The sequence below is a fragment of the Rhodococcus sp. NBC_00297 genome, assembly GCF_036173065.1.
In the GTDB taxonomy this organism is placed as follows: domain Bacteria; phylum Actinomycetota; class Actinomycetes; order Mycobacteriales; family Mycobacteriaceae; genus Rhodococcoides.
Genome location: NZ_CP108041.1, coordinates 4,297,614 through 4,320,482, shown reverse-complemented (window position 1 = coordinate 4,320,482; position 22,869 = coordinate 4,297,614). Strand labels below are relative to the sequence as shown.

At 68.2% G+C, this 22,869-nt stretch carries 22 protein-coding genes; 11 read left to right on the top strand and 11 right to left on the bottom strand.

Features of this window, described 5'->3' with window-relative positions:
- Window position 1: 1 nt before the first annotated feature.
- The 5 genes from OG947_RS20380 to OG947_RS20360 all read right to left on the bottom strand — a co-directional run bounded on the left by OG947_RS20380 (window position 2) and on the right by OG947_RS20360 (window position 5,165).
- Complete coding sequence (locus OG947_RS20380; RefSeq protein WP_328814079.1) at window positions 2-1,072, bottom strand: adenosine deaminase; 1,071 nt, start codon at window positions 1,070-1,072, stop codon at window positions 2-4.
- Window positions 1,073-1,180: 108 nt separating this feature from the next.
- A complete protein-coding gene (locus tag OG947_RS20375) occupies window positions 1,181-1,957 on the bottom strand; it encodes an amino acid ABC transporter ATP-binding protein (protein WP_328812736.1) in 777 nt (258 codons plus the stop codon).
- Complete coding sequence (locus OG947_RS20370; RefSeq protein ID WP_328814078.1) at window positions 1,954-3,411, bottom strand: ABC transporter permease subunit; 1,458 nt, start codon at window positions 3,409-3,411, stop codon at window positions 1,954-1,956. Before OG947_RS20370 ends, OG947_RS20375 begins: the two co-directional genes overlap by 4 nt.
- A 43-nt stretch (window positions 3,412-3,454) precedes the next feature.
- The gene (locus OG947_RS20365) at window positions 3,455-4,738 is read right to left on the bottom strand and encodes a thymidine phosphorylase (protein WP_328812735.1); all 1,284 of its coding nucleotides are present in this window, start codon (window positions 4,736-4,738) and stop codon (window positions 3,455-3,457) included.
- Complete coding sequence (locus OG947_RS20360; protein ID WP_027503722.1) at window positions 4,731-5,165, bottom strand: cytidine deaminase; 435 nt, start codon at window positions 5,163-5,165, stop codon at window positions 4,731-4,733. The genes OG947_RS20365 and OG947_RS20360 overlap by 8 nt, the downstream gene beginning before the upstream one ends.
- Window positions 5,166-5,417: 252 nt before the next feature.
- Between OG947_RS20360 and sdhC the strand changes: the two genes are divergently transcribed.
- From sdhC to OG947_RS20340, 4 genes are read left to right on the top strand one after another with little or no spacing between them, the layout of a single operon-like run.
- The gene (gene sdhC / locus OG947_RS20355; RefSeq protein WP_081821085.1) at window positions 5,418-5,825 is read left to right on the top strand and encodes a succinate dehydrogenase, cytochrome b556 subunit; all 408 of its coding nucleotides are present in this window, start codon (window positions 5,418-5,420) and stop codon (window positions 5,823-5,825) included.
- Window positions 5,826-5,828: 3 nt separating this feature from the next.
- Window positions 5,829-6,290 carry a succinate dehydrogenase hydrophobic membrane anchor subunit gene (locus tag OG947_RS20350; RefSeq protein WP_027503724.1) on the top strand — a complete coding sequence of 154 codons (462 nt, stop codon included), beginning with the start codon at window positions 5,829-5,831 and terminating at the stop codon, window positions 6,288-6,290.
- Between the two features lie 12 nt (window positions 6,291-6,302).
- Complete coding sequence (gene sdhA, locus OG947_RS20345) at window positions 6,303-8,054, top strand: succinate dehydrogenase flavoprotein subunit (protein ID WP_027503725.1); 1,752 nt, start codon at window positions 6,303-6,305, stop codon at window positions 8,052-8,054.
- Complete coding sequence (locus tag OG947_RS20340; protein ID WP_027503726.1) at window positions 8,054-8,836, top strand: succinate dehydrogenase iron-sulfur subunit; 783 nt, start codon at window positions 8,054-8,056, stop codon at window positions 8,834-8,836. The genes sdhA and OG947_RS20340 overlap by 1 nt, the downstream gene beginning before the upstream one ends.
- A gap of 64 nt (window positions 8,837-8,900) precedes the next feature.
- On the opposite strand, the gene OG947_RS20335 is transcribed toward OG947_RS20340, so the two are convergent.
- Window positions 8,901-10,118 (bottom strand): acyl-CoA dehydrogenase family protein, encoded by a 1,218-nt coding sequence (locus OG947_RS20335; RefSeq protein ID WP_328812734.1) that lies wholly within the window; start codon window positions 10,116-10,118, stop codon window positions 8,901-8,903.
- A 182-nt stretch (window positions 10,119-10,300) separates the two neighbouring features.
- Here OG947_RS20335 and OG947_RS20330 point away from each other — a divergent pair, with 182 nt between their 5' ends.
- Complete coding sequence (locus tag OG947_RS20330; RefSeq protein ID WP_328812733.1) at window positions 10,301-11,542, top strand: MFS transporter; 1,242 nt, start codon at window positions 10,301-10,303, stop codon at window positions 11,540-11,542.
- On the opposite strand, the gene OG947_RS20325 is transcribed toward OG947_RS20330, so the two are convergent.
- Window positions 11,501-12,523 carry a LacI family DNA-binding transcriptional regulator gene (locus OG947_RS20325; RefSeq protein ID WP_027503728.1) on the bottom strand — a complete coding sequence of 341 codons (1,023 nt, stop codon included), beginning with the start codon at window positions 12,521-12,523 and terminating at the stop codon, window positions 11,501-11,503. The two genes, OG947_RS20330 and OG947_RS20325, sit on opposite strands and share 42 nt — an antisense overlap.
- Window positions 12,524-12,599: 76 nt before the next feature.
- Between OG947_RS20325 and OG947_RS20320 the strand changes: the two genes are divergently transcribed.
- The 4 genes from OG947_RS20320 to OG947_RS20305 are packed head-to-tail and all read left to right on the top strand — an operon-like array spanning window position 12,600 to window position 16,292.
- Complete coding sequence (locus tag OG947_RS20320; protein WP_328812732.1) at window positions 12,600-13,379, top strand: SDR family oxidoreductase; 780 nt, start codon at window positions 12,600-12,602, stop codon at window positions 13,377-13,379.
- The gene (locus OG947_RS20315) at window positions 13,379-14,419 is read left to right on the top strand and encodes a Gfo/Idh/MocA family protein (RefSeq protein ID WP_328812731.1); all 1,041 of its coding nucleotides are present in this window, start codon (window positions 13,379-13,381) and stop codon (window positions 14,417-14,419) included. The genes OG947_RS20320 and OG947_RS20315 overlap by 1 nt, the downstream gene beginning before the upstream one ends.
- The gene (locus OG947_RS20310) at window positions 14,416-15,312 is read left to right on the top strand and encodes a sugar phosphate isomerase/epimerase family protein (protein WP_328812730.1); all 897 of its coding nucleotides are present in this window, start codon (window positions 14,416-14,418) and stop codon (window positions 15,310-15,312) included. The genes OG947_RS20315 and OG947_RS20310 overlap by 4 nt, the downstream gene beginning before the upstream one ends.
- The gene (locus OG947_RS20305) at window positions 15,309-16,292 is read left to right on the top strand and encodes a Gfo/Idh/MocA family protein (RefSeq protein ID WP_328812729.1); all 984 of its coding nucleotides are present in this window, start codon (window positions 15,309-15,311) and stop codon (window positions 16,290-16,292) included. Before OG947_RS20310 ends, OG947_RS20305 begins: the two co-directional genes overlap by 4 nt.
- Before the next feature lie 159 nt (window positions 16,293-16,451).
- Here the strand turns inward: OG947_RS20305 and OG947_RS20300 are convergent, their stop codons facing one another.
- From OG947_RS20300 to OG947_RS20290, 3 genes are all read right to left on the bottom strand, one after another.
- Entirely contained in the window at window positions 16,452-17,264 is an 813-nt protein-coding gene (locus tag OG947_RS20300) for an ATP-binding cassette domain-containing protein (RefSeq protein WP_027503733.1), read from the bottom strand.
- A gap of 8 nt (window positions 17,265-17,272) precedes the next feature.
- On the bottom strand, window positions 17,273-18,331 hold the full coding sequence (locus tag OG947_RS20295) for an ABC transporter permease (protein ID WP_027503734.1): 1,059 nt from the start codon (window positions 18,329-18,331) through the stop codon (window positions 17,273-17,275).
- A 169-nt stretch (window positions 18,332-18,500) separates the two neighbouring features.
- On the bottom strand, window positions 18,501-19,682 hold the full coding sequence (locus OG947_RS20290) for a Gfo/Idh/MocA family protein (protein ID WP_328812728.1): 1,182 nt from the start codon (window positions 19,680-19,682) through the stop codon (window positions 18,501-18,503).
- A 171-nt stretch (window positions 19,683-19,853) separates the two neighbouring features.
- Here OG947_RS20290 and OG947_RS20285 point away from each other — a divergent pair, with 171 nt between their 5' ends.
- Window positions 19,854-20,873, top strand: a complete 1,020-nt coding sequence (locus OG947_RS20285) for a LacI family DNA-binding transcriptional regulator (RefSeq protein ID WP_328812726.1) — start codon at window positions 19,854-19,856, stop codon at window positions 20,871-20,873.
- An 82-nt stretch (window positions 20,874-20,955) separates the two neighbouring features.
- The gene (locus OG947_RS20280) at window positions 20,956-21,954 is read left to right on the top strand and encodes an ABC transporter substrate-binding protein (RefSeq protein WP_328812725.1); all 999 of its coding nucleotides are present in this window, start codon (window positions 20,956-20,958) and stop codon (window positions 21,952-21,954) included.
- A 10-nt stretch (window positions 21,955-21,964) separates the two neighbouring features.
- On the opposite strand, the gene OG947_RS20275 is transcribed toward OG947_RS20280, so the two are convergent.
- A complete protein-coding gene (locus OG947_RS20275; RefSeq protein ID WP_328812724.1) occupies window positions 21,965-22,702 on the bottom strand; it encodes a GntR family transcriptional regulator in 738 nt (245 codons plus the stop codon).
- Window positions 22,703-22,869 lie beyond the last annotated feature (167 nt).

Here is a 22,869-nt window from a genome sequence, read left to right as displayed (position 1 = left end):
CCTACCCCAACAACACCCGGTACCCAGGCTTCACGACGTCGTCGATCAACGCCAACCTCTGATCGAACGGCAGGAACGACGACTTCAGCGCATTGATGGTGAACCGCTCGAGGTCGGACCACCCGTAGCCGAAGGCCGTGGCGAGCCGGTACATCTCCTTGCTCATCGAGGTGTCGCTCATCAACCGGTTGTCCGTGTTCACGGTGACGCGGAACCGTAAGCGGGCCAGAATGTCGAAGGGGTGCTCCTCGATGCTGGCCACGGCGCCCGTCTGGACGTTGGAGCTGGGGCACAGTTCCAACGGAATGCGCTTGTCTCGCACGTAGTTCGCGAGCTGGCCGAGTTCGCGGGCGCCGTCGGCGTTCGTGGTGATGTCGTCGACGATGCGCACACCGTGGCCCAACCGGTCCGTGCCACAGAACGCGATCGCTTCGTGGATGGAAGGCAGGCCGAACGCCTCGCCGGCGTGAATGGTGAAGTGCGCGTTATTCGCACGCATGTACTCGAACGCGTCGAGGTGCCGGCTCGGGGGGAAGCCCGCTTCCTTGCCTGCGATGTCGAAGCCCGCGACACCCTGGTCGCGGTACCGGACCGCCAGTTCGGCGATCTCGCGGGAACGCGCGGCATGCCGCATCGCGGTGAGGAGGCATCCGATGACGATGGGTCGACCGGCCGCACGGGCGGCGCTCTCGCCCTGGCGGAACCCTTCCAGGGTGTGCTCGACCACCTCGTCCAGTGTCAGCCCCTTCTCCAGGTGCTGCTCGGGCGCGTAGCGCACCTCGGCGTAGACGACACCGTCGGCGGCCAGATCCTCGGCGCACTCGCGCGCCACGCGCTGCAGGCCCTCGGCCGTCTGCATGACGGCGACGGTGTGCGCGAACGTCTCGAGATACAGCTCCAGGGTGCCGCTGTCGGCGGCGTCGCGGAACCACCGGCCGAGACTCTCCGCGTCCGACGCGGGAAGCCCGTCGTACCCGCACTCGCTCGCCAGTTCCAGCACGGTCGACGGCCGGAGCCCGCCGTCGAGATGGTCGTGCAACAACGCCTTCGGCGCGCGGGCGATGTTCTGCATGTCCAGGGGTGCCGGACCGCTCAGTCGTGCCGCGCTGTCCGGAGCAACCGTCAGATCGTCATCCATGTCCCGACTGTAGTGTTCGCGGCCGCGCCCCGCGCCCCTCGCCTACAGCGGGTCGAGGATGCGTTTGAGGAACTGTTGCGTCCTCTCCTGCGCCGGGTGCGTCAGCACATCGGTGGGGGTGCCTCTCTCGACCACGACTCCCCCGTCGACGAACAGCACCTGGTCGGCCACCTGCTGCGCGAACCGGATCTCGTGAGTGACCACGACCATGGTCCAGCCCTCGCTCGCGAGGTTCTTCATGACCGACAGCACCTCGCCGACGAGCTCGGGATCGAGCGCCGAGGTGGGCTCGTCGAACAGCATGAGCTCGGGCGCCAGGGCGAGTGCGCGGGCGATCCCGACGCGTTGCTGCTGCCCACCCGACAGCTGGAACGGGTACTGGTCCTCCTTGCCGGTGAGACCGACCTGCGCGAGCAGTTCCCTGCCCGCCGCCTCGGCCTCCGCCCGCGAATGCTTCTGCACGATCACGGGACCCTCGACGACGTTCTGCAGCACCGTCTTGTGCGGGAACAGGTTGTGGCTCTGGAACACCATGCCGCTCTGTGCACGCAGCGCTGCCGTCGCCGACCGGACGCGGCCACGCGGAGCCGACGCCAGCTCACCGAAGTCCGCGGACACGTCGCCGATGCGCACGGTGCCGGAGTCCACCGGGTCGAGCGCGTTGAGCCCGCGCAGCAGCGTGGTCTTGCCGGAGCCCGACGGACCCACGACGACGGTGACCGTGCCGCGGTCGGCGGTGAAGTCGACTCCCTGCAGGACGTGGTTGTCGCCGAACGACTTCCGCAGTCCCGTCGCCTCGATCAAGGGCTTCTCGGTCATCGCGCCACGTACCTGTCCAGTCGGGTCTCGAGTCTGCCCTGCACGGAGGACAGGACGATGCAGATGATCCAGTAGTACACCGCGGCCACCGAGTAGAGCGCGAAGAAGTCGAAGGTGGGGGCCGCCGCGAGCTGCGCCACGCGGAGCAGCTCGGTGACCAGGATCGTGGACGCCAGTGATGTGTCTTTCACCAACGAGATCAACGTGTTGGACAACGGCGGCACCGCGGTGCGCAGCGCCTGCGGCAGGACGATGCGCTGCAGCGTGGTGCGGTACCCCATGCCGATGGTCTCGGCCGCCTCCCACTGGCCCTTGGGCACGCCGAGAATGGCGGCCCGCACGATCTCGGCCGCGTACCCACCGACGTTGATGCTGAACGCCGCCACCGCCGCCGGGAACGGCGAGATGACCACCCCGAACTGCGGCAACGCGTAGAACACGATGAACAGCTGCAGCAGCAACGGCGTGCCGCGGACGATCGAGACGTAGAAGCGCGCGAGCAGCGACAGGGGTCGGATCGAGGAGATCCGGGCCAGTGCCACGGCCAGCGCGATCGCGAGACCGATGACGAAGCTGATCGCGGTGAGCGGCAACGTCGTGGTGACGGTGGCCTTCAGCATCGGCACCAGGTTGCGGGTGATCAGTTCCTGAGTCGACTCGGTGGCCCCTGCCTCGGCGGTGGGGGCGGTGGCCGCGGCGGTCTGCGGATCCGGCACCGCGACGTCGGACCCGAAGTAGCGCTCCGAGGCCGCCGCCAGCGTGCCGTCGTCCTGCAGCTCCGCCAGCGCGGTGTTCACCTGCTCCATCAGGCCGCTGTCCTTGCGGGCGGCGAAGGCCTGCAGGCTGGTGTCTCCGGTCTGGGCGGCGACGGCGACACCCGTGTCCCCGGTCTGCGCGAAGTACTCGGCGATGGCGAGCGAGTCGTTGACGGTGGCGTCGACACGGCCGTCCTTGACCAGCGTCACCGCCTGGACGAATCCCTCGACGGCCTGCACCTGAGCGCCTGCGTCGGTGGCCACCTCGGCCCAGTTGCTCGTCGACGACTGCGCCGTGGTCCGGCCGGCCAGATCCGCCAGCGAGGTGATCGACGTGTCCCCGGCCCGCGCGACGATCTCGCCCTCGGAGACGGTGTACGGCCGCGAGAGGTCGTACTTGGCCTGCCGTTCGTCGTTGACGGTCACTTGGTTTGCGATGAGGTCGAACCGGCCGGACTCGAGACCGGCGAAGATCGAGTCGAACGGCGTCTGGACGAACTCGACGCGTACGCCGAGTTTCTCCCCGACCGCGCGGACGACGTCGATGTCGTACCCCGTCAGGTCACCGTCGGACCCCTGGAAACTGAAGGGGCTGTACGTGCCCTCCGTGCCGACCACGAGCACACCGTTGTCGGTGACCGTGTCGATCAACGGCTCGTCCGAGGACGACCCGCACGCGCCCAGCAGGATCGCGAGCATCACCCCCACCAGCGTGACGAGGAACCACCGAGCGCGCGTCACACTACGTACCGATCCGATCCAGGATCAGCGGCGAGACGGCAGGAGCGTCGTCGCCGACGGCCCATCCGTCCGTCAGTGCCTCGAGCGCACCGTCGAACCGTTCCGGGGTGTCCGTGTGCAGCGTGAAGACCACACTCCCGGCGGACACCCGCTCTCCCGGTCTGACATGCATGCGCACCCCTGCTCCTGCCTGGACCTGCTGGCCCTGCCGCTCGCGCCCGGCACCCAGCCGCCAGGCAGCGATACCCACCGCCATGGCGTCCACACGGGTGACCACGCCGTCGCGGTCGGCCACGACGTCGTGAGTATGTCGTGCCACGGGCAGCGGCGCATCGGGATCGCCACCCTGTCCGGCGATCATCGACCGCCACCGGTCCATGGCCGTGCCGTCGCGCAGTTTGTCGGCCGGATCGACACCGTCGAGTCCGGCGGCCGCGACCATCTCGCGCGCCAGCGCGAGAGTCAGCTCGACGACGTCCGCGGGGCCGCCGCCGGCCAGGACGTCGAGTGATTCCTGCACCTCGAGAGCGTTGCCGGCGGTGAGGCCGAGCGGGGTGGACATGTCGGTGACCAGGGCGACCGTGTTGACGCCCGAGTCGGTGCCGAGCTCGACCATCGTCGCGGCGAGCTCGCGCGCCTGATCCAGCGACTTCATGAACGCACCCGATCCGCACTTCACGTCCAGGACCAGTGCGCCCGTCCCCTCGGCGATCTTCTTGCTCATGATCGACGCGGCGATCATCGGGATCGACTCGACGGTGCCGGTGACGTCACGCAGGGCGTAGAGCTTCTTGTCCGCCGGGGCCAGATCCGCACCCGCGGCACAGATGACGGCGCCGACAGCAGGATCGTCGAGGAGTCGGGTCATCTCGTCGGCCGCGAGATCGGCCCGCCAGCCCTGAATGGACTCCAGCTTGTCCAGCGTGCCGCCGGTGTAGCCGAGACCGCGTCCCGACAGCTGCGGCACCGCCGCACCGCACGCCGCGACGAGGGGTGCGAGCGGGAGCGTGATCTTGTCCCCGATACCGCCCGTGGAGTGCTTGTCGACGGTGGGACGCGAGATGTACGAGAAGTCCATGCGGCTGCCCGAGGCGATCATCGCGTCGGTCCACTGACGGATCTCCACGCGTGTCATGCCGCGCAGCAGAATGGCCATCGTGAGGGCCGACATCTGCTCGTCCGCCACGTCGCCACGGGTGTACGCGTCGACCATCCACGAGATCTGGTCCGAAGAAAGGGTGTGGCCATCGCGTTTGGTGGCTATCACCGATACGGCATCAGGCATCGGTCACCGCCTTCTCGGCGGTGTTCGAGACCTGCCCGGCGGCGAGATCGTCGGGGCCGAACGCCTCGGGGAGGAGGTCGCTCAGTGGACGCACACCCGACGCCGTGTCGATCAGCAGATCGCCTCCGCCGAACTCGAACAGAAGCTGCCGACAACGGCCGCACGGCAGCAGGATCGAGCCTCGACTGTCGCAGCACGAGAACGCGATCAGGCGTCCGCCGCCGCTCGCATTCAGCGCCGACACCAGTCCGCACTCGGCGCAGAGCCCGAGACCGTATGAGACATTTTCCACATTGCATCCGGCGACGATGCGTCCGTCGTCCACTGTCGCAGCGGCCCCCACGGGGTAGTTCGAATAGGGCGCGTAGGCGTGGGTCATAGCCTCACGAGCACTGTCGCGCAAGGATTTCCAGTCGACTTCCGGCATGGGGGCGATCCTGTCACGTCGAGGCTGCCACTGCAGGCAACTCCGAGCGACCCACCAGGTCATTGGACAGGCAAACCTAACTTCCGGTCGGCAGGGAAACGCCAGGCCCAACGCGAATTAGTGCGTGTCCGAGCATGGGATTAGAGTTCGAAGAAGTCGTTTCACACACACGATCGAGCTGGATTTCTCCGGTATCTCTCCGGGCGTCTTCGCTCGTCGCGTCCATCAATGATGTTGGAGGCACTGCACTCGATGGCTAGCACGACCGAAGCCGCCCCGACGCGGGAGCGCACGCGGTCTCTGTACCGCGGAGACCCTGGCATGTGGTCCTGGGTTCTGCACCGGATCACCGGTGTCGTCACGTTCTTCTTCCTGTTCGTGCACGTCCTGGACACGGCGCTCGTCCGCGTCGATCCCCAGGCGTACAACGACGTGATCGACACGTACAAGACGCCGATCGTCGGCCTGATGGAGCTCGGCCTCGTGGCCGCGGTGCTCTACCACGCACTCAACGGCATCCGAGTCATGCTCGTCGACTTCTGGTCGAAGGGAACCCAGTACCAGCGCCTCATGCTGTGGGTCATCCTCGGCATCTGGTTCGTCGTCATGATCCCGGGCGCGGCACGCATCCTCTACAACACCTTCACCGGGGGGCACTGAGCCATGGCGACCACCGACGCAGGTGCCAAGCAGGCACGCACGCTGGGAACGTCTCACGACCGTCCCGCCAGCCTCGACAATCCGCGCTCACCGCGCCGGAAGAACCGCGGCAACTTCGAGCTCTACGCATGGCTGTTCATGCGCTTCTCCGGACTCGCGCTCGTCGTCCTCGTCCTCGGCCACATGTCCATCATGTTGCTGCTCGACGACGGTGTTCACCGCATCAACTTCGCCTTCGTGGCCGGCCGCTGGTCGAGCCCGTTCTGGCAGGTGTGGGACCTGACGATGCTCTGGTTGGCGCAGCTGCACGGCGGCAACGGTCTGCGGACCGTCATCGCCGACTACTCGCGCAAGGACTCCACGCGGTTCTGGCTCACCACGCTTCTGGTGCTCTCGATGATCCTCATCATGGGTCTGGGCACGTACGTCATCTTCACGTTCGACCCCAACATCACCGCCAGCTAGGGGAGAGTGCACATGCAGGAACATCGTTACGACGTACTGATCGTCGGTGCCGGTGGTGCAGGTATGCGCGCGGCGATCGAGGCCGGTCCGCGCGCCCGCACCGCGGTGCTCACGAAGCTCTACCCCACTCGCAGCCACACCGGCGCGGCGCAGGGCGGCATGTGTGCCGCCCTCGCCAACGTCGAGGAGGACAACTGGGAGTGGCACACCTTCGACACGATCAAGGGCGGCGACTACCTGGTCGACCAGGACGCCGCAGAGATCATGGCGAAGGAGGCCATCGACGCGGTCCTCGACCTCGAGAAGATGGGCCTGCCGTTCAACCGCACGCCCGAGGGCAAGATCGACCAGCGCCGCTTCGGCGGGCACACCCGTGACCACGGCAAGGCGCCAGTGCGTCGTGCGTGTTACGCCGCCGACCGCACCGGCCACATGATCCTCCAGACGCTGTACCAGCAGTGCGTCAAGCACGACGTGGAGTTCTTCAACGAGTTCTACGCACTGGACATCGCGCTGACGGAGACCGACGAGGGCCCCGTGGCCACCGGCGTCATCGCCTACGAGCTGGCCACCGGCGAGCTGCACGTGTTCCACGCGAAGTCGATCGTGTTCGCCACCGGCGGTTCGGGTCGTATCTACAAGACCACCTCGAACGCCCACACCCTCACCGGTGACGGCATGAGCATCATCTTCCGCAAGGGCCTGCCGCTCGAGGACATGGAGTTCCACCAGTTCCACCCGACCGGCCTCGCCGGACTGGGCATCCTCATCTCCGAGGCCGTGCGCGGTGAGGGCGGAATCCTCCGCAACGCGGACGGTGAACGCTTCATGGAGCGCTACGCCCCCACCATCAAGGACCTCGCGCCGCGCGACATCGTCGCCCGCTCGATGGTGCTCGAGGTGCTCGAAGGTCGCGGTGCCGGACCGAACAAGGACTACGTCTACATCGACGTGACCCACCTCGGCGCCGACGTCCTCGAGGAGAAGCTCCCGGACATCACGGAGTTCTCCCGCACGTACCTGGGCGTCGACCCGGTCACCGAGCTGGTGCCCGTGTACCCGACGTGCCACTACGTCATGGGCGGCATCCCCACCAAGATCCGCGGTGAGGTGCTCCGCAACAACGACGACGTCGTTCCCGGCCTCTTCGCCGCCGGCGAGTGCGCCTGCGTGTCCGTGCACGGCTCCAACCGTCTCGGCACCAACTCGCTGCTCGACATCAACGTGTTCGGCCGTCGCGCCGGCATCGCTGCCGCCGAGCACGCCAACAGCGTCGACTTCACCCCGCTGCCCGAGGCTCCGCAGAAGATGGTCGAGGAATGGCTCGAACTCATCCTCTCGGATCACGGCAACGAGAAGGTCGCGACCATCCGCACCGAGCTGCAGCAGTCGATGGACAACAACGCGTCCGTCTTCCGTACCGAGGACACCCTCAAGCAGGCCCTGAGCGACATCCAGGGACTGAAGGAGCGCTACGGCCGGATCACCGTGCAGGACAAGGGCAAGCGCTACAACAGCGACCTGCTCGAGGCCGTCGAGCTCGGCTTCCTGCTGGAGATGGCGGAGGTCACCGTCGCCGGTGCTCTCAACCGCAAGGAGACTCGCGGCGGACACGCCCGCGAGGACTACCCGGAGCGCGACGACGTCAACTTCATGCGCCACACCATGGCGTACAAGGTGGGCGAGGGTCTGCTCTCCGATATCCGCCTCGACTACAAGCCCGTGGTGCAGACCCGCTACGAGCCGATGGAGCGTAAGTACTGATGAGCGCACCCGCTATCGACAAGTCCGAAGACAAGGGCGGTCTGCCTGCGGTTCCGGACGAAGCAGTGATGGTCACACTGAAGATCGCTCGCTTCAACCCGGAGGACGACAAGGGTTCGCACTGGGACAGCTTCCAGGTCCCCACCCTGCCGACCGACCGTCTTCTCAACCTGATGCTGTACGTGAAGAACTACCTGGACGGCACGTTCTCGTTCCGCCGCTCGTGCGCGCACGGCGTGTGCGGCAGCGACGCGGTCCGTGTCAACGGTGTCAACCGTCTGGCCTGCAAGGTCCTGATGCGCGACATGCTCCCGAAGGACTCCTCGAAGTCCCTCACCATCACGATCGAGCCCATCCGCGGTCTGCCCGTGGAGAAGGACCTCATCGTGAACATGGAGCCGTTCTTCGACGCGTTCCGTGCCGTCAAGCCCTACCTGATGACGTCCGGCAACGAGCCCACGCGTGAGCGCATCCAGTCGGCCGCCGACCGCGCGCGGTTCGACGACACCACCAAGTGCATCCTGTGCGCGTGCTGCACCACCTCGTGCCCCGTGTACTGGAACGACGGCAGCTACTTCGGTCCCGCCGCCATCGTCAACGCACACCGCTTCATCTTCGACAGCCGTGACGAGGGCGCTCCCGAGCGCCTGGACATCCTCAACGACGTCGAGGGTGTGTGGCGCTGCCGCACCACCTTCAACTGCACCGACGCGTGCCCCCGTGGGATCCAGGTGACGAAGGCGATCCAGGAAGTCAAGCGCGCACTGCTCTTCGCACGCTGATCCTCGCGCACCACCACGAGAGCCCGCTCCTGCACTGCATGAGCGGGCTCTCGTGCGCTTCGGACTAGACGAACGCCGAGTACCCCGTCACTCCCCTGCCGACGATGAGGTTGTTCATCTGCGACGTGCCCTCGTACGAGTACAGCGCCTCGGCATCGGTGAAGTATCGGATCACGTCGTAGTCGAGCACGATGCCGTTGCCGCCCATGATCTCTCGGGCCCAGCCCACCACCTCACGCAATCGCGTGGTGGTGTAGCTCTTGGACAGTGCCGCGTGCTCGTCGTGCTGCACCCCGGAGTCCTGCAGCTGCGACACCCGCAGGGCCATCCCGAGGCACGCGGTGATGTTGCCGGCCATGCGCGCGATCAGGTCCGAGATCAACTGGAACGACGCGATGGGCGCCCCGAACTGCTCGCGCTCCTGTGCGTAGGCCACCGCCTTCTCGAAGGCGCCGATCATCACTCCGACCGCGCCCCACGCGACGCCGCCGCGGGTGAGGGACAGGACCTTGGCGGTGTCGGCGAACGAGTTCGCGTGCTCGAGTTTGTTCGCGGTGTGCACCCGGCAGTCCTCGAAGTACAGATCTGCGTTCTCGACCGCGCGCAGCGAGTACTTGCGCTCGATCTTCTCCGCACGGAACCCCTCGGGGAAGCCGTCGTCCCCCTTCTCGAGGACGAAGCCCTTCACCTCACCGTCCGCCTCGTCCTTCGCGTAGACGATGATCAGGTCGGCGAAGGTGGCGTTGCCGATCCACCGCTTGCTGCCGTTGAGGATCCAGTGGTCGCCGTCGAGACGCGCCGTGGTCTCCAACCCGCCGGCGACGTCGGAACCGCCGTGCGGCTCGGACAGGCCGAAGGCGCCGATCTTCTCCATGCGGCGCATGGCCGGGAGCCACCGCTCCTTCTGCTTGTCCGAGCCCAGGATGGCGATGCTGCTCATCGCGAGCCCGCTGTGGACGGTGAACATGGTGCCCGTGGACGGATCGACCCGCGAGAACTCCATGCCCAGCCACCCGGTGAAGACCTTGCGTGCGGGCGCGCGACCGTCGAACTCGTACTCCAGACCGACGATCCCGAGATCGGCCAGGCGCGGGAGCAGATGGACCGGTGACTCCGCCTTCTCCCAGAACTCGTTCGCGCGCGGGGCGACCTCGTCCTCGAGGAAGCGACGCACCACCCCTACCGTCTCCGACTCCTCGTCCGTCAGAATGCCCTGGTAGCCGAACATGTCCGCGGCGAGGAACCCCTTCGCGAGAGGTCCCAGCGGTTCGTGCTTGCTCATGTGCGGCTCCTGTGTCGGTCGTCCGGCGAGTGGTCGGGTGACGCCTGTGTCTGTCACCGTGCTGCACGGATACCCCGACTGTCCCCAGATCAGTCGAACCCGTCGAACGGATCTCGAGGTGATCTCGAGGTCTCCGGAGTCCCCGCTGTGCGGTCTCGACGAGGTGAGGCCATAGTTGAGCGGTGACAGAACCCGGGGGCAGATCGACGACCGAACCCACCATCGGCCGCGGGCTGGTCCTCCTGCTGGCCGTCACCTGCGGTGTCCTGGTCGCGAATCTGTACTACGCGCAACCGCTGCTCGACACGATCGCCCGCTCCTTCGACATCGAGGAGGGCACGGCGGGGATCCTCGTCACCACCGCGCAGATCGGCTACGCCATCGGTCTGGCGTTCCTCGTCCCGCTCGGCGACCTGATCGAACGGCGGCGCCTCATCGTCACCGCCGCCCTGATCTGCGCCGTCGCGGACGGCATCGCCGTGGTGTCCCCCGGCTTCCCGATGCTCGCCGCCGCCCTCGTCCTCGCCGGGGTGGGAGCGTCCGCCGCCATGGTCATCGTCCCGCTCGCCTCGGCCCTCGCCGCGGAGGAGGATCGCGGACGCACCGTGGGCACCGTCATGAGCGGCCTGCTCACCGGAATCCTGCTCGCCCGCACCGTCAGTGGGTTCCTGTCCGAATTGGGCGGCTGGCGGTTGGTCTACGGGGTGGCCGCCGTGTCCATCGCCCTGCTCGCGGTGGTGCTGCGGAAGTACGTCCCGGTGTCGACCCCGGTGGTGACCGACACCTACCGCGGCATTCTCGGCTCCATCCTGACGCTCGTACGCGAACTCCGGGAGCTCCGGTTGCGCATGGCTCTGGGCGCGCTCCTCATGGCCGCGTTCTCGGTGCTGTGGACCGGGCTCGCGTTCCTGCTCGCGGCTCCGCCGTTCTCCTACGGTGACGCCGTCATCGGCCTGTTCGGCATCGCCGGGGTCGCCGGTGCGTTGATGGCACCCATCGCCGGGCGCATGACCGACAAGGGACACGGACGGCGCGCGACGACGCTGTGCCTGACGATCCTGCTGGCCAGCTGGGCGCTGCTCTTCCTCGGATCGGGCAGCTCCGCCGGGTGGGCCGTCGTCGTCCTGATCGTCGGCATCATGGCTCTCGACCTGGGCACCCAGGGCGCGCACATCAGCAATCAGAACGTCGTGTTCGTCCTGGATCCGCCGGCGCGAAACCGTCTCAACACCGCGTACATGGTGAGCTACTTCGGCGGCGGCGTCCTCGGTTCCGTCGCTGCGTCCGTCAGCTATTCCGTCGGTGGGTGGGCGGTGCTGTGCCTCACCGGGGCAGCGATCTCCCTCGCCGCACTCGCCATCTGGCTCGTCGGCCGGAGCGCGTCATCGGGGAGTGTTGTGCGGAGTGACCACGTGCACGGGTGACGGCTCGTCCCGAACACCGTCCAGGGCACCGGCGGCCTGCATGAGCAACCGGCACGCCGACCGCGCGTCGGCACGGAGATCATGATGCAGCACAGCCGAGATGGAGCGCTCGGCCAGCAGCCGACGGTTGTCCGCGTCGAGGTCGTGGGCGATGAACACCCGGCACCGACGACCCACCCGCTCGAAGGCCCGCACGGTGGCGACGTTACCGCCGCCGATGGAGTAGACCGCCTCGATGTCGGGGTGCTGCGTCAATGCCTCGACCACCAGGTCCTCGACCGTGTCGTCGAGTCCGCTGCTGCGGGCGATGTCGAACACGGCCCGCGGCACCCCGGACGCCGTGCGGCGCAGGGCCCGACGGAACCCGATCTCCCGTTCACCCTCGTTGCGGAACGTGTCGTGGCTCAATGTGACCAGCACGCTCGACGTCGACTCCCCCAGCCACTGATCGACGAGGTACGCCGCGGTGGCGCCCGCGGCGCCGTCGTCGATGCCCACGTACGCGGTGCGCGCGCTCGACGGCACGTCGCTGACGTAGGTCACCACCGGGATGCCGGCTGCCACGACGGCGTCGAGCGCGTCGGACACCTGCGGATCGTCCGGCGCCTTGACGATCAGTCCGTGCGAGCCGCGCGCGCGGATGCCGTCGAGCGTCTCGAGCATCGCGGGCACCGACTCCGTCTCCCGGAAGTGGAACCGCGACCGGACCACGGCCGGTGACAGCATTGGCAACTCGGCCTCGAGGGCGGACCGCACCTGGGAACAGAACCGCTCGGGTGCCTGCATGACCACGTCGACGAAGAACTTGCGCCCCGACAACCGCAACTGGGTGCGCTGCTTGTCGAGGTCGGCGATGGCCTGGCGCACCTCCGCTCGGGTGTCCTCCCGGACACCGGGCCGCTCGTGCAGCACCCGGTCCACGGTCGCCTCGCTCAGGCCCGACTGCTGCGCGATCTCCCGCACTTTGTAGCGATGTCCCACAGCGGTGTCCTCTCGAGGTGTTTTTGATGCGTTCAGAGTGTTGATCACCGGCGCCGGGACCGCAAGACTTCCCGGTGTGGGCACTCTTCTGGACGACACCGTCGTTCTCGTCAGCGGTGGCACGTCCGGTGTGGGCGCCGCCGTCGTGCGAGCGAGCCTCGCCGCGGGCGCACGCGTGGCCTTCAGCGGCCGACGTGACGAGGTGGGCACCGCGTACGAACGCGAGCTGCGCGCCGGCGGCCACGACGCGACCTTCGTGCGCGCCGACATCGCCGACCCCATCGAGGCGATCGCGAGCGTCGAGCGCACCGTCGAGCACTACGGCCGCGTCGATGCCGTGTGCAACGCGGCCGGACTCACCTCCCGAGGGTCACTGCTCGACACCACCCCCGAGCTGTTCGACCAGCACATGGCCGTCAACCTGCGGGGACCGTTCTTCGTCATGCAGGCCGCCGTCCGAGACATGCTCTCGCGCTCGGCTCCCGGCACCATCGTGAACATCGGCTCCGTGAGCGGCCGCGGCGGGCAGTCCTACCTCGCCCCGTACGTGGCGGCGAAGGCCGGCCTGTCGGGGCTGACCAAGAACGCGGCACACGCTCACCGGTTCGACCGGATCCGCATCAACGCACTCGACATCGGCTGGACCGAGACCGAGGGCGAAGCCGTGACGCAGAGGACGTTCCACGACGCGCCGGACGACTGGGCCGCCGACGCGGCCGCGCGCATGCCGATGGGCAAGCTCGGACAGCCCGACGAGATCGCCGACATGGTGGTGTTCCTGCTGTCGCCGCGCAGCGGCGTCGTCACCGGCTCGGTCATCGAATGGGATCAACAGGTAGTAGGAGGGCAGGACTGATGGGCAACGACGTTCGGAACCAGCGAATCGGAGTCGTCGGACTGGGACGCATCGGTGCGTTCCACACCGAGACTCTCGCCGGACTCGACGGGGTCTCGAGCCTCGTGGTCACCGACGGACGACCGGAGGTCACCGACGCCGTCGCCGCGAAGTACGGCGCGGAGAAGGTCGACGGGGTCGACGCGATGCTCACCGCCGGCGTGGACGGCATCGTCGTCGCGGCGGCCACGCCCGCGCACGCCTCGCTGCTGCTGGCCGCGGTGGACGCCGGGATCCCCGTCTTCTGCGAGAAGCCGTTGGCCTTCACCGCCACCGAGAGCAAGGCCGTGGTCGACGGCATCGCGACCTCCGACGTGCCCGTCCAGATCGGGTTCAACCGGCGGTTCGATCCGGCCGTCGCGGCCGCCGAACGTGCCGTGCGCAGTGGGGAACTCGGGTTCCTGCACACCGTGCGGTCCACCACTCTCGACCCCGCTCCCCCGCCGATGGCGTACATCGCGGAGTCCGGCGGCATCTTCCGCGATTGCAGCGTCCACGACTTCGACGTCGTGCGCTGGATCGTCGGTCGCGAGGTCGTGTCCGTGTTCGCCACCGGCTCGAACCAGGGCGATCCCGCGTTCGCCGCCGCCGGCGACGTCGACTCCGCCACCGTGCTCCTCACGTTCGAGGGTGGCGCCGTCGGTGTCGTGTCGAACTCCCGCTACAACGGCCGCGGCTACGACTGCCGGCTCGAGGTCCACGGCCGGGACGACACGGTCGTCGCCGGCTGGGATCCCCACACCCCGGTCCGGAACATGGAAGCGCCCCAGCTCTTCCCGCACGGCGAGCTGTTCCCGTCGGACACGCCCCACGGGTTCTTCATGGACCGGTTCGCCGCCTCCTACCGCGCCGAGCTGTCCGCGTTCCTGGAGGTCTGCGCCGGCACCCGCCCGTCCCCCTGCACCGCGCAGGACGCCCTCGAGGTCGCCTGGATCGCCGAGGCCGCCACCGAATCCCTGCGCCGCGGCGCACCCGTCACCCTGGAAGAGGTCCGCTCATGACCGCCGCACCCGTACGTATCGCCGGAGCACCCATCTCGTGGGGCGTCTGCGAGGTCCCCGGCTGGGGATACCAGATGGACAACGACCGTGTGCTCCGCGAGATGCGCGGCGCCGGACTCACCGCGACGGAGAACGGTCCCGAGGGCTTTCTCCCGGCCGATCCGGCATCCCTGGCCACAGTGCTCGCCGGTCACGACCTCACCTCCGTCGGGGGCTTCGCTCCCGTTCTGCTGCACGAGGAGTCGCACGATCCGGTGCCGACCATCGCCTCGCTGCTCGACGGCTTCGTGGCCGCGAACGCCGACGTCATCGTCCTCGCCGCGTCCACCGGCCAGGAGGGCTACGACGCCCGTCCTACGCTCACCGCCGATCAGTGGACCGTGTTGCTGCGCAACCTCGATCGTCTCGCCGCCGCCTCCGCCGAGCGGGGAATCCTCGCCGTCGTGCATCCCCACGTCGGCACCATGATCGAGCAGCGCGACGAGGTGCACCGCGTGCTCGACGGCTCCTCCATCCCACTGTGCCTGGACACCGGGCACCTCATGATCGGCGGCACCGATCCGGCCGAACTGGCCACCGCGGCAGCCGATCGCATCGCGCACGCTCACCTCAAGGACGTCGACGCCGCCCTCGCAGCACGGGTCCAGGCCGGCGAGCTCACCTACACCGACGCGGTCCGCGCCGGCATGTACACGCCGCTCGGAACCGGGGACGTGGGCATCGGCGGCGTCGTCGACTCGCTCCTCGACGCCGGATACACCGGCTGGTTCGTGCTCGAGCAGGACACCATCCTGTCCGAGGAGCCGGGCGAGGTGGGCGGCCCGGTGACGGACGTCGTCGCCAGCGTGCAGCACCTCCACGACATCGTCGCCGCCCGAACGGCCGCGGTGTGACGGCACCTCTGCGCATCGGGGTCCTCGGCGCGTCGCGCATCGCGGAGCAGGCGATCATCGGACCGGCTCACGCGCTCGGTCATCGACTGGTGGTCGTCGCGGCACGCGATCGCGGCCGCGCCGAGGCCTTCGCACAGCGGTACGGCGTCGAGCGCGTCGCCGACGACTACGACGCGGTGATCGACGATCCCGAGGTGGACGCCGTCTACAACCCGCTCGCCAACGCCCTGCACGCCGAGTGGAACATGCGCGCACTGCGCGCCGGCAAGGCCGTCCTGACGGAGAAGCCGTTCGCGCGCAACGCCGCCGAGGCGCGGGCAGTGCGCGATGTGGCTCGCGAGACGGGCGCAGTGATCGTCGAGGGGTTCCACTACCTTTTCCACCCGGTGACGCGGCGGCTGCTGGACATCGCCGCGAACGGCACCCTCGGTCGCCTCACGCGGGTCGAGGTCGTCATGGCCATGCCCGCACCCGCCGACGACGATCCGCGATGGTCGCTCGACCTCGCGGGCGGTTCCGTCATGGACCTGGGCTGCTACGGGCTCCACGTGCACCGCCTGCTCGCCGACGTCGCCGGCGGGCCTCCCCGCGTGGTCTCCGCCGTCGCCACCGAACGTGACCCCGGCGTCGACGCGACGTCGACCATCGAACTCGCGTTCCCCGACGGCGCCACCGGCACCGTGACGAACTCGATGGAGCACGCCGAGCACGAGTTCACGGTGCTGCTGACCTTCTCCGAGGGAACGGCGTTCGCGCACAACCACATCAAGCCGAACACCGACGACCGCGTCTCCGTCACGGATGCGTCGGGGACGACGGTGGAGCACCTCGGCACCCGCCCGTCGTACGAGTACCAGCTCGAGGCCTTCGCGGCGCACGTGCAGAGCAGCGCTCCGATCCCCCTCGACGCCGACGACGCGGTGGCCACCATGGAGCTCGTCGATGCCGCGTACACGGCGGCAGGTCTCCCTCTCCGCTAGACCCCGACCGACGGCCCCGCACCCCTTGGCGAAAACCTGGGGTGCGGGGCCGTCATCGTCGGTGCAGTTCTGCTCACGAGCACTCGCGCGCGCGTTCCGGGTGCCGACACGACACGGGCCCCGCACCTCGTGTGAGGTGCGGGGCCCGGGAGTCGAGCGTCAGCGGCGCAGTTCGTGGGTGAGCGTCTCGAGCTCGTCGCCGCCGGCCATCTCCTTGGTGAGATCGTCGAGGCTGATCTCGTCGTAGGAGCAGTCGAGCTTCTGGCGGCCACGGTTGAGCAGCACGAAGTGGTCACCAACCATGTACGCGTGGTGCGGGTTGTGCGTGATGAACACGACGCCGAAGCCCTGCTCCTTGGCTGCCGAGATGTAGCGCAGCACCATGCCGGACTGCTTGACGCCCAGCGCGGCGGTCGGCTCGTCGAGGATGAGGACACGGGCGCCGAAGAAGATGGCGCGGGCGATGGCCACACACTGGCGCTGACCGCCGGAGAGCGAACCGATGGGGGCGTCCACGTCGGGCAGGTCGATGCCCATCTTGTGGAGTTCCTCCTTGGTCGTCGCGCGCATCGCGGCGGCGTCGAGGGTGCGGAAGACACCCTTCTTCCGGAGCTCCTGGCCCAGGAAGAAGTTGCGCCACACGGGCATCAGGGACACGACGGCGAGGTCCTGGTAGACCGTCGCGATGCCCTTGTCGAGCGCGTCCTTGGGTGAGGAGAACTTGACCTCCTCGCCGTCGACGAGCAGCTGGCCCTCGGTCTGCTGGTGCAGGCCGGCCATGATCTTGATGAGGGTCGACTTGCCGGCACCGTTGTCGCCGAGAACACCGGTGACCTCGCCGGCGCCGACGCGCAGGTTGATCCCGCCGAGGGCGATGATGTTGCCGTAGCTCTTGCCGACGTTCTTCAGCTCGATCAGCGGGGTCTTGCCGCCACTGTTCGATTCGAGGGGAGTCTCGATGGTTGCACTCATGTCAGGTGTCACCTTTTCGCAGCGTAGGAACGGAAGCTGTTGTTGGCGATGACGGCGAAGAGCAGCATCGCACCGAGGAAGAACTTGAACCAGTCCGGGTTCCAGCCGGCGTAGACGATGCCCTGGTTGGTCATACCGAAGATGAAGGCGCCGATGGCCGCACCGATGGCGGTACCGAAACCTCCGGTGAGCAGGCAGCCACCGATGACCGCGGCGATGATGTAGAGGAACTCGTTGCCGACACCCTGGCCGGACTGGACGGTGTTGAAGGCGAAGAGCAGGTGCATGCCGACGAACCAGGCGCAGAAGCCGACGAACATGAACATGCCGATCTTGACCTTGGTCACCGGCACACCGATGGCGCGAGCCGAGTCCTGGTTGCCGCCGACCGCGAAGATCCAGTTGCCGACGCGCGTCTTCATCAGCACGTAGGTGGTGATGAGCGTGAAGACGAGCCACCACAGGACGGTGATGCGGACCGAGACACCGAAGACCGAGAACGACGAGGCGAAGACCTTCTTGGCGGACTCGAACCCGTCCATGTCGGAGATGGACTGCGTCGCGACCTGGCCGGTGACGAGCTTGGTCACCGCGAGGTTGATGCCCGTCAACATCAGGAACGAGGACAGGGTGATGAGGAACGACGGGATCTTCGTCTTCATCACCAGGTACCCGTTGAGGAATCCCACCCCCAGTGCCAGCACCAGGGCGAGGACCGAGCCGATCCACACGTTGAGGTGGAGGTTGTAGGCCAGCATGGACGCGGCGATCGAGGAGAACGTCACCGCCACACCGGTCGACAGGTCGAACTCGCCGCCGATCATGAGGACCGACACGCCGCACGCCATGATGCCGATGGTCGACGAGGCGTACAGCACGGTGGCCAGGGCCTCGGGGCTCCGGAACGGCGGGGCGACGATGGCGAAGAACACGAAGATGATGACGGCGCCGAAGAGGGCACCGATCTCCGGACGGACCAGCAGACGCTGGAACGGCTTCTGCTTCTTCACCCGCTCGTCGGTCACGACGGTATGCGTGGCGAGATCGAGATCTGCCTGAGTGGACATGGACTTCCTTACCTGACGGGGGATTCTCTGCGCTGGCGGAGCATTCGTTCGGATGACACTCCGTGAGGGAGGCGAGCGGCGAACGTTCCGTGTGATGTCGATGTAATACGCATCACAGCCATAAGTCAAGGCTTTGTTCGGACATTAGGACTGCAGCTGGACATACCCGCTAGAGCGTGACCCACCTTCCCGACTCCACCGACTCCGTCATCGCGTCCAGCACCGAGGCGCTGCGGACAGCATCCCGCACGGTCGCGCCGACGGAGGCGTTCTCGGCGATCGACTGCAGGAAGCGCGCCGCCTCGACCACCTTCAGGTCGTCGTACCCCATCGCGGACGCGGACCCCGGCTGGAAGACGCCGTACTCGCCCGCTCCCGGACCGACGAAGAGCGTCGACTGCGGCTGGTCCTGATACAGCGGCTGATCCTCGCCGGCCGCCCGCAGGCCCAGCTGCAGCTCCCCCATCCGACGGAAGTCCCACGAGACCGAGCCCTTGGTCCCGTGGATCTCGAACCCGTAGGAGTTCTGGTCACCCACCGCCACGCGGCTGGCCTCGAGGACGCACCGGGCGCCGGTCGCCATGCGCAGCTGCGCGGACACGAAGTCCTCGTTCTCCACCGGGCCCTGCTCACCACCCGAGGCGCGCATGTGGCCGCTGGTCACCCCCGTCGGCTTGGCACGCTGCGGGATGAAGACGGCGGTGTCTGCCACCAGCGAGGCGATGTCGCCGAGCAGGTACCAGATCAGATCCGCGCCGTGGGACGCCAGATCGCCGAGCACGCCGCTGCCGCCGCGCTCACGCTCGAAACGCCAACTCAGTGCGCCGTCCGGGTGGGCCGCGTAGTCACTGAAGAACCGGAAGCGTGCATGCGTCACCTCGCCCAGTTCGCCGGACGCGATGATGCCGCGCGCCTGCTCCACGGCCGGTGCATTGCGGTAGTTGAAGCCCACTGCCGTCTGCACGCCTGCCTTCTCCGCGGCGATCGCCACTGCACGGGCATCGTCCGCCGACAGCCCCACGGGCTTCTCGATCCAGAGGTGCTTCCCGGCCTCGGCCACCGCGACGCCCATCTCCCGGTGCAGGAAGTTCGGCGACGTCACCGACACGGCACCGATGGACGGGTCGGCCACGACGTCGCGCCACGACTCGGTGGACGAGCCGAAGCCGAACTGCTCGGCAGCCTCGGCGGCGCGGCCGGGCACCTCGTCGGCCACGGTCGCGAGAACGGGCAGGGGTCGGATCGCGGGGTAGTGGTGGCGCACGCGGCTGTAGGCCTGCGTGTGGACGCGGCCCATCCAGCCGAAGCCGACGACGGCGACAGGCAGAGTGGTGAGGCGAGGGTCGGACATGGGTGCACTCCAGACGATGGGTTGTTGGACCGTTCCAAACGGAAGCTCGCCCGAAGTCTGCCCGTCGCCCGATCGCGCTGTCAACGCTCTTCCGTTCACCGCGTCCGTCCCGCTAGGCTGCGTTTGGCACGGTCCAACTCGGCGGGGCCGCCTCACCGGACGGAGCAAGCCGTGACGAACATCGAGCGGCCACCCACGATCCGCACCGTGGCCGAACGCGCCGGCGTGTCCAAGTCGCTCGTCTCCCTGGTCCTGCACGACTCCCCCAACGTCAGCGACGAGAAGCGCGCGGCCGTGCACGCCGCCATCGACGAGCTGGGCTACCGGCCGAACCTGTCGGCCCGCAACCTGTCCCGGCAACGGACGGACATCGTCGGGGTCCTCATCAACGACCTCCGCAACCCGTGGTTCGTGGACTGCCTCGAGGGCATGGCCCCGGTGCTCGAGGCACACGGGCTGACCATGATGCTCGGCGACGGTCGAGCCGACCGCAGCGGGGACGACACCGTCGTCCGCAAGTTCACCGAACTGCGACTCGACGCGCTCGTCCTGGTCGGCACCCGGTCACCCACTCCCCTGGTCGCCGATGCCGCGACGTCCATGCCGACGGTGATCGTCGCGAGCCGCGACCTCGAACTCCCCCGCGCGGACGTCGTGGCCAACGACGACACCGCGGGATCCGCGCTGGCGGTGGCGCATCTCGCGGAACTGGGTCACCGCCGGATCGCCCACGTGGGCGGGTCGTTCGGCGCGGTGTCCGCCTTGCGCGCCGACAGCTACCGCGCCGCGATGGCGTCGCGCGGTCTGGACACCGACGGCCTCGTCGAACCGTGCGACCTCACCGAGGACGGCGGATACGACGCCGCCCGGAGACTCCTCGCCCGCACCCCCCGCCCGACCGCCGTGTACGCGGTGAACGACATCGCCGCGGTCGGTGTCATGACGGCCTGTCAGGAAGCGGGACTGGCCGTGCCGCAGGACATCTCGATCGTCGGATACGACAACACCTCCATCGCGCAACTGCGCCACGTCTCCCTGACGTCGGTGGACAACGCCAGCGCGTCGGTCGGTCACCGGGCCGCAGCGGCGGTGATCGACCGGATCGCTCGTCCGACGGCAGCCGGCACCCTCGACCTCATCGCGCCGACACTGCAGGTGCGCGGAAGCACGGCACCGCCGGCCGACACGTAGCTCCCCACGCGGCCTCCCGGGTGACTTAGGGTACCCCTACCTCCGCGGTCTCCGGAGGCATCGCGAGCAGCAGGGGTACCGCATGCGCAGCACCACATCACGACGATTCGCCACGGCCGTCGCCGTTCTGACACTCCTCACGGCGGCCGGGTGCACCAGTGATCAGGCGTCCGACGCGGTGCCCGACAGCAACGCCCCGACGGGCACAGTGACCATCGAGCACGCACTGGGCTCCACCGCGATCGACCGCGCCGAACTCGGGTCCGACCCCCGCATCGTCGCCCTCACCGCTCCGGCCGTGGACGCCGCGCTCGCCCTGGGGGTGCAGCCGGTGGCCTTCGCCTCGGACACGACCGGGGCACCGGACGGCCGCTATCCCTGGCAGTCGGAGCTGGCGGCGGACGTACCGCTCATTCACGTCCCCGTCGAGGGCACCCTCCCCATCGAGGAGATCGCCTCGTACGCACCGGATCTCATACTCGCCGACTTCGCCGCGTCGACACCGACCCAGTACCAGCAGTTGACCGCACTGGCCCCGACCATTCCCGTCATCGGCGACACGGTCTCGCCCTACGACGCGCTGACGCGCGCGCTGGGCACGGCGCTCGGCCGCGAGGACGACGCCGACGCGGTGATCGCGCGGACGCGGACCGCCCTCGCCGACGCCGCCGCGGAGCTGCCCGGACTGGCGGGGAGGACGGCGCTGCTGTCGCAGTACATCCCGGCCACCCAGCAGCTCGTCGTGGTGGCCGATCCCGACGACGGCGCCTCGGCGTTCTACCAGGAACTGGGGATGACGCTGCCGGCCGTCGACCTGCCCGCCACGGCCGGCAACCGGCTCGTCGTCGGGCCCGAACACGTCGACGTCCTGAACTCCGACCTGGTGATCATCCTCGTGAACGGCGGTACCGCCGCCGATCTCGAGGCACTGCCCGGCTGGGCCGATCTGCCCTCGGTGCGCTCGGGCGGCATGCTGATCACGGACTACGCGACCATCATCGCGCTGAACACACCGTCACCGGCGTCGCTGACGTACGCGCTGGAGAAGGTTCGGCCGACACTCCGGTCGATCGCAGGCTGACGCCTCCGGGTCAGCGGTCGACGAGGGTCGTGTCGAAGTAGTACCGCGACGCGCGGTACACGTGCGACCCGTACTCGACCACCTTGCCGGAGTCGTCGAACGCCGTCCGGTGCATGGTGAGCAGCGGCGCCTTCGGCTTCTCGTCCAGCAGGTGCGCCTCGTCGCGATCGGCCGCCTTCGCCCCGATGCGCTGGCGAGCGAGGCGGATGTGGACTCCCTTGGTGCGAAGCGACTGGTACAGGCCGTGCGCCTCGAGCTCGGCGGGCTCCGGCGCCACGTCGACGGGCATGTAGTTGATCATCAGCGCGAGCGGTTCACCCTTGGTCAGTCGCAGACGCCGCACGGTGACCACCTCGGACTCCGGCGCGATGTTGAGCTCGCGCGCCACGTCCTCGGTGGGCAGCCCGACCGAGTACTCGAGCAACTTCGTCGTCGGGTCCTGGCCGGCGCGCGCCAGGTCGTCGAAGAGGCTGGTGAGCTCCACCGGTCGATGCACCGGGCTCTGCACCACCTGTGTGCCGACGCCACGCTTGCGCACCAGCAGCCCCTTGTCCACCAGTTCCTGGATGGCCCGACGCGTGGTCGGCCTCGACAGGTTGAGGCGCTTCGCGAGGGCGAGCTCGTTCTCGAAGCGGTCACCCGGGGCCAGACTGCCGCCGAGGATCGCGCCCTCGATGGCCTGCGCGAGTTGGTAGTAGAGCGGAACGGGACTCGACCTGTCGAGCTCCACGGCGAGCGGTTGACTCACGTACCAGCTCCGATCCGAAACTAGGCGGGTGTGCGGGCGGGCTGCCCGAGAACAGAGTGTAAGTGACCGTGCGCAATATGACGGCAAGTTAGAATGTCAGGACAAACTATTGACAGGTTGGTGTGGCGCGGAGCACAGTGATACCGGCCCCCACGCACACGCCCCGA

Excerpts from the sequence above, each read along its gene's own strand:
- OG947_RS20315 (WP_328812731.1), top strand. The coding sequence starts at position 13,379 with ATGGGCAACGACGTTCGGAACCAGCGAATCGGAGTCGTCGGACTGGGA.
- OG947_RS20310 (WP_328812730.1), top strand. The coding sequence starts at position 14,416 with ATGACCGCCGCACCCGTACGTATCGCCGGAGCACCCATCTCGTGGGGC.
- OG947_RS20290 (WP_328812728.1), bottom strand. The coding sequence starts at position 19,682 with ATGTCCGACCCTCGCCTCACCACTCTGCCTGTCGCCGTCGTCGGCTTC.
- OG947_RS20335 (WP_328812734.1), bottom strand. The coding sequence starts at position 10,118 with ATGAGCAAGCACGAACCGCTGGGACCTCTCGCGAAGGGGTTCCTCGCC.
- sdhA (WP_027503725.1), top strand. The coding sequence starts at position 6,303 with ATGCAGGAACATCGTTACGACGTACTGATCGTCGGTGCCGGTGGTGCA.
- OG947_RS20365 (WP_328812735.1), bottom strand. The coding sequence starts at position 4,738 with ATGCCTGATGCCGTATCGGTGATAGCCACCAAACGCGATGGCCACACC.
- OG947_RS20340 (WP_027503726.1), top strand. The coding sequence starts at position 8,054 with ATGAGCGCACCCGCTATCGACAAGTCCGAAGACAAGGGCGGTCTGCCT.
- OG947_RS20375 (WP_328812736.1), bottom strand. The coding sequence starts at position 1,957 with ATGACCGAGAAGCCCTTGATCGAGGCGACGGGACTGCGGAAGTCGTTC.
- OG947_RS20350 (WP_027503724.1), top strand. The coding sequence starts at position 5,829 with ATGGCGACCACCGACGCAGGTGCCAAGCAGGCACGCACGCTGGGAACG.
- sdhC (WP_081821085.1), top strand. The coding sequence starts at position 5,418 with ATGGCTAGCACGACCGAAGCCGCCCCGACGCGGGAGCGCACGCGGTCT.
- OG947_RS20370 (WP_328814078.1), bottom strand. The coding sequence starts at position 3,411 with ATGCTCGCGATCCTGCTGGGCGCGTGCGGGTCGTCCTCGGACGAGCCG.
- OG947_RS20380 (WP_328814079.1), bottom strand. The coding sequence starts at position 1,072 with ATGCAGAACATCGCCCGCGCGCCGAAGGCGTTGTTGCACGACCATCTC.
- OG947_RS20280 (WP_328812725.1), top strand. The coding sequence starts at position 20,956 with ATGCGCAGCACCACATCACGACGATTCGCCACGGCCGTCGCCGTTCTG.
- OG947_RS20300 (WP_027503733.1), bottom strand. The coding sequence starts at position 17,264 with ATGAGTGCAACCATCGAGACTCCCCTCGAATCGAACAGTGGCGGCAAG.
- OG947_RS20360 (WP_027503722.1), bottom strand. The coding sequence starts at position 5,165 with ATGCCGGAAGTCGACTGGAAATCCTTGCGCGACAGTGCTCGTGAGGCT.
- OG947_RS20295 (WP_027503734.1), bottom strand. The coding sequence starts at position 18,331 with ATGTCCACTCAGGCAGATCTCGATCTCGCCACGCATACCGTCGTGACC.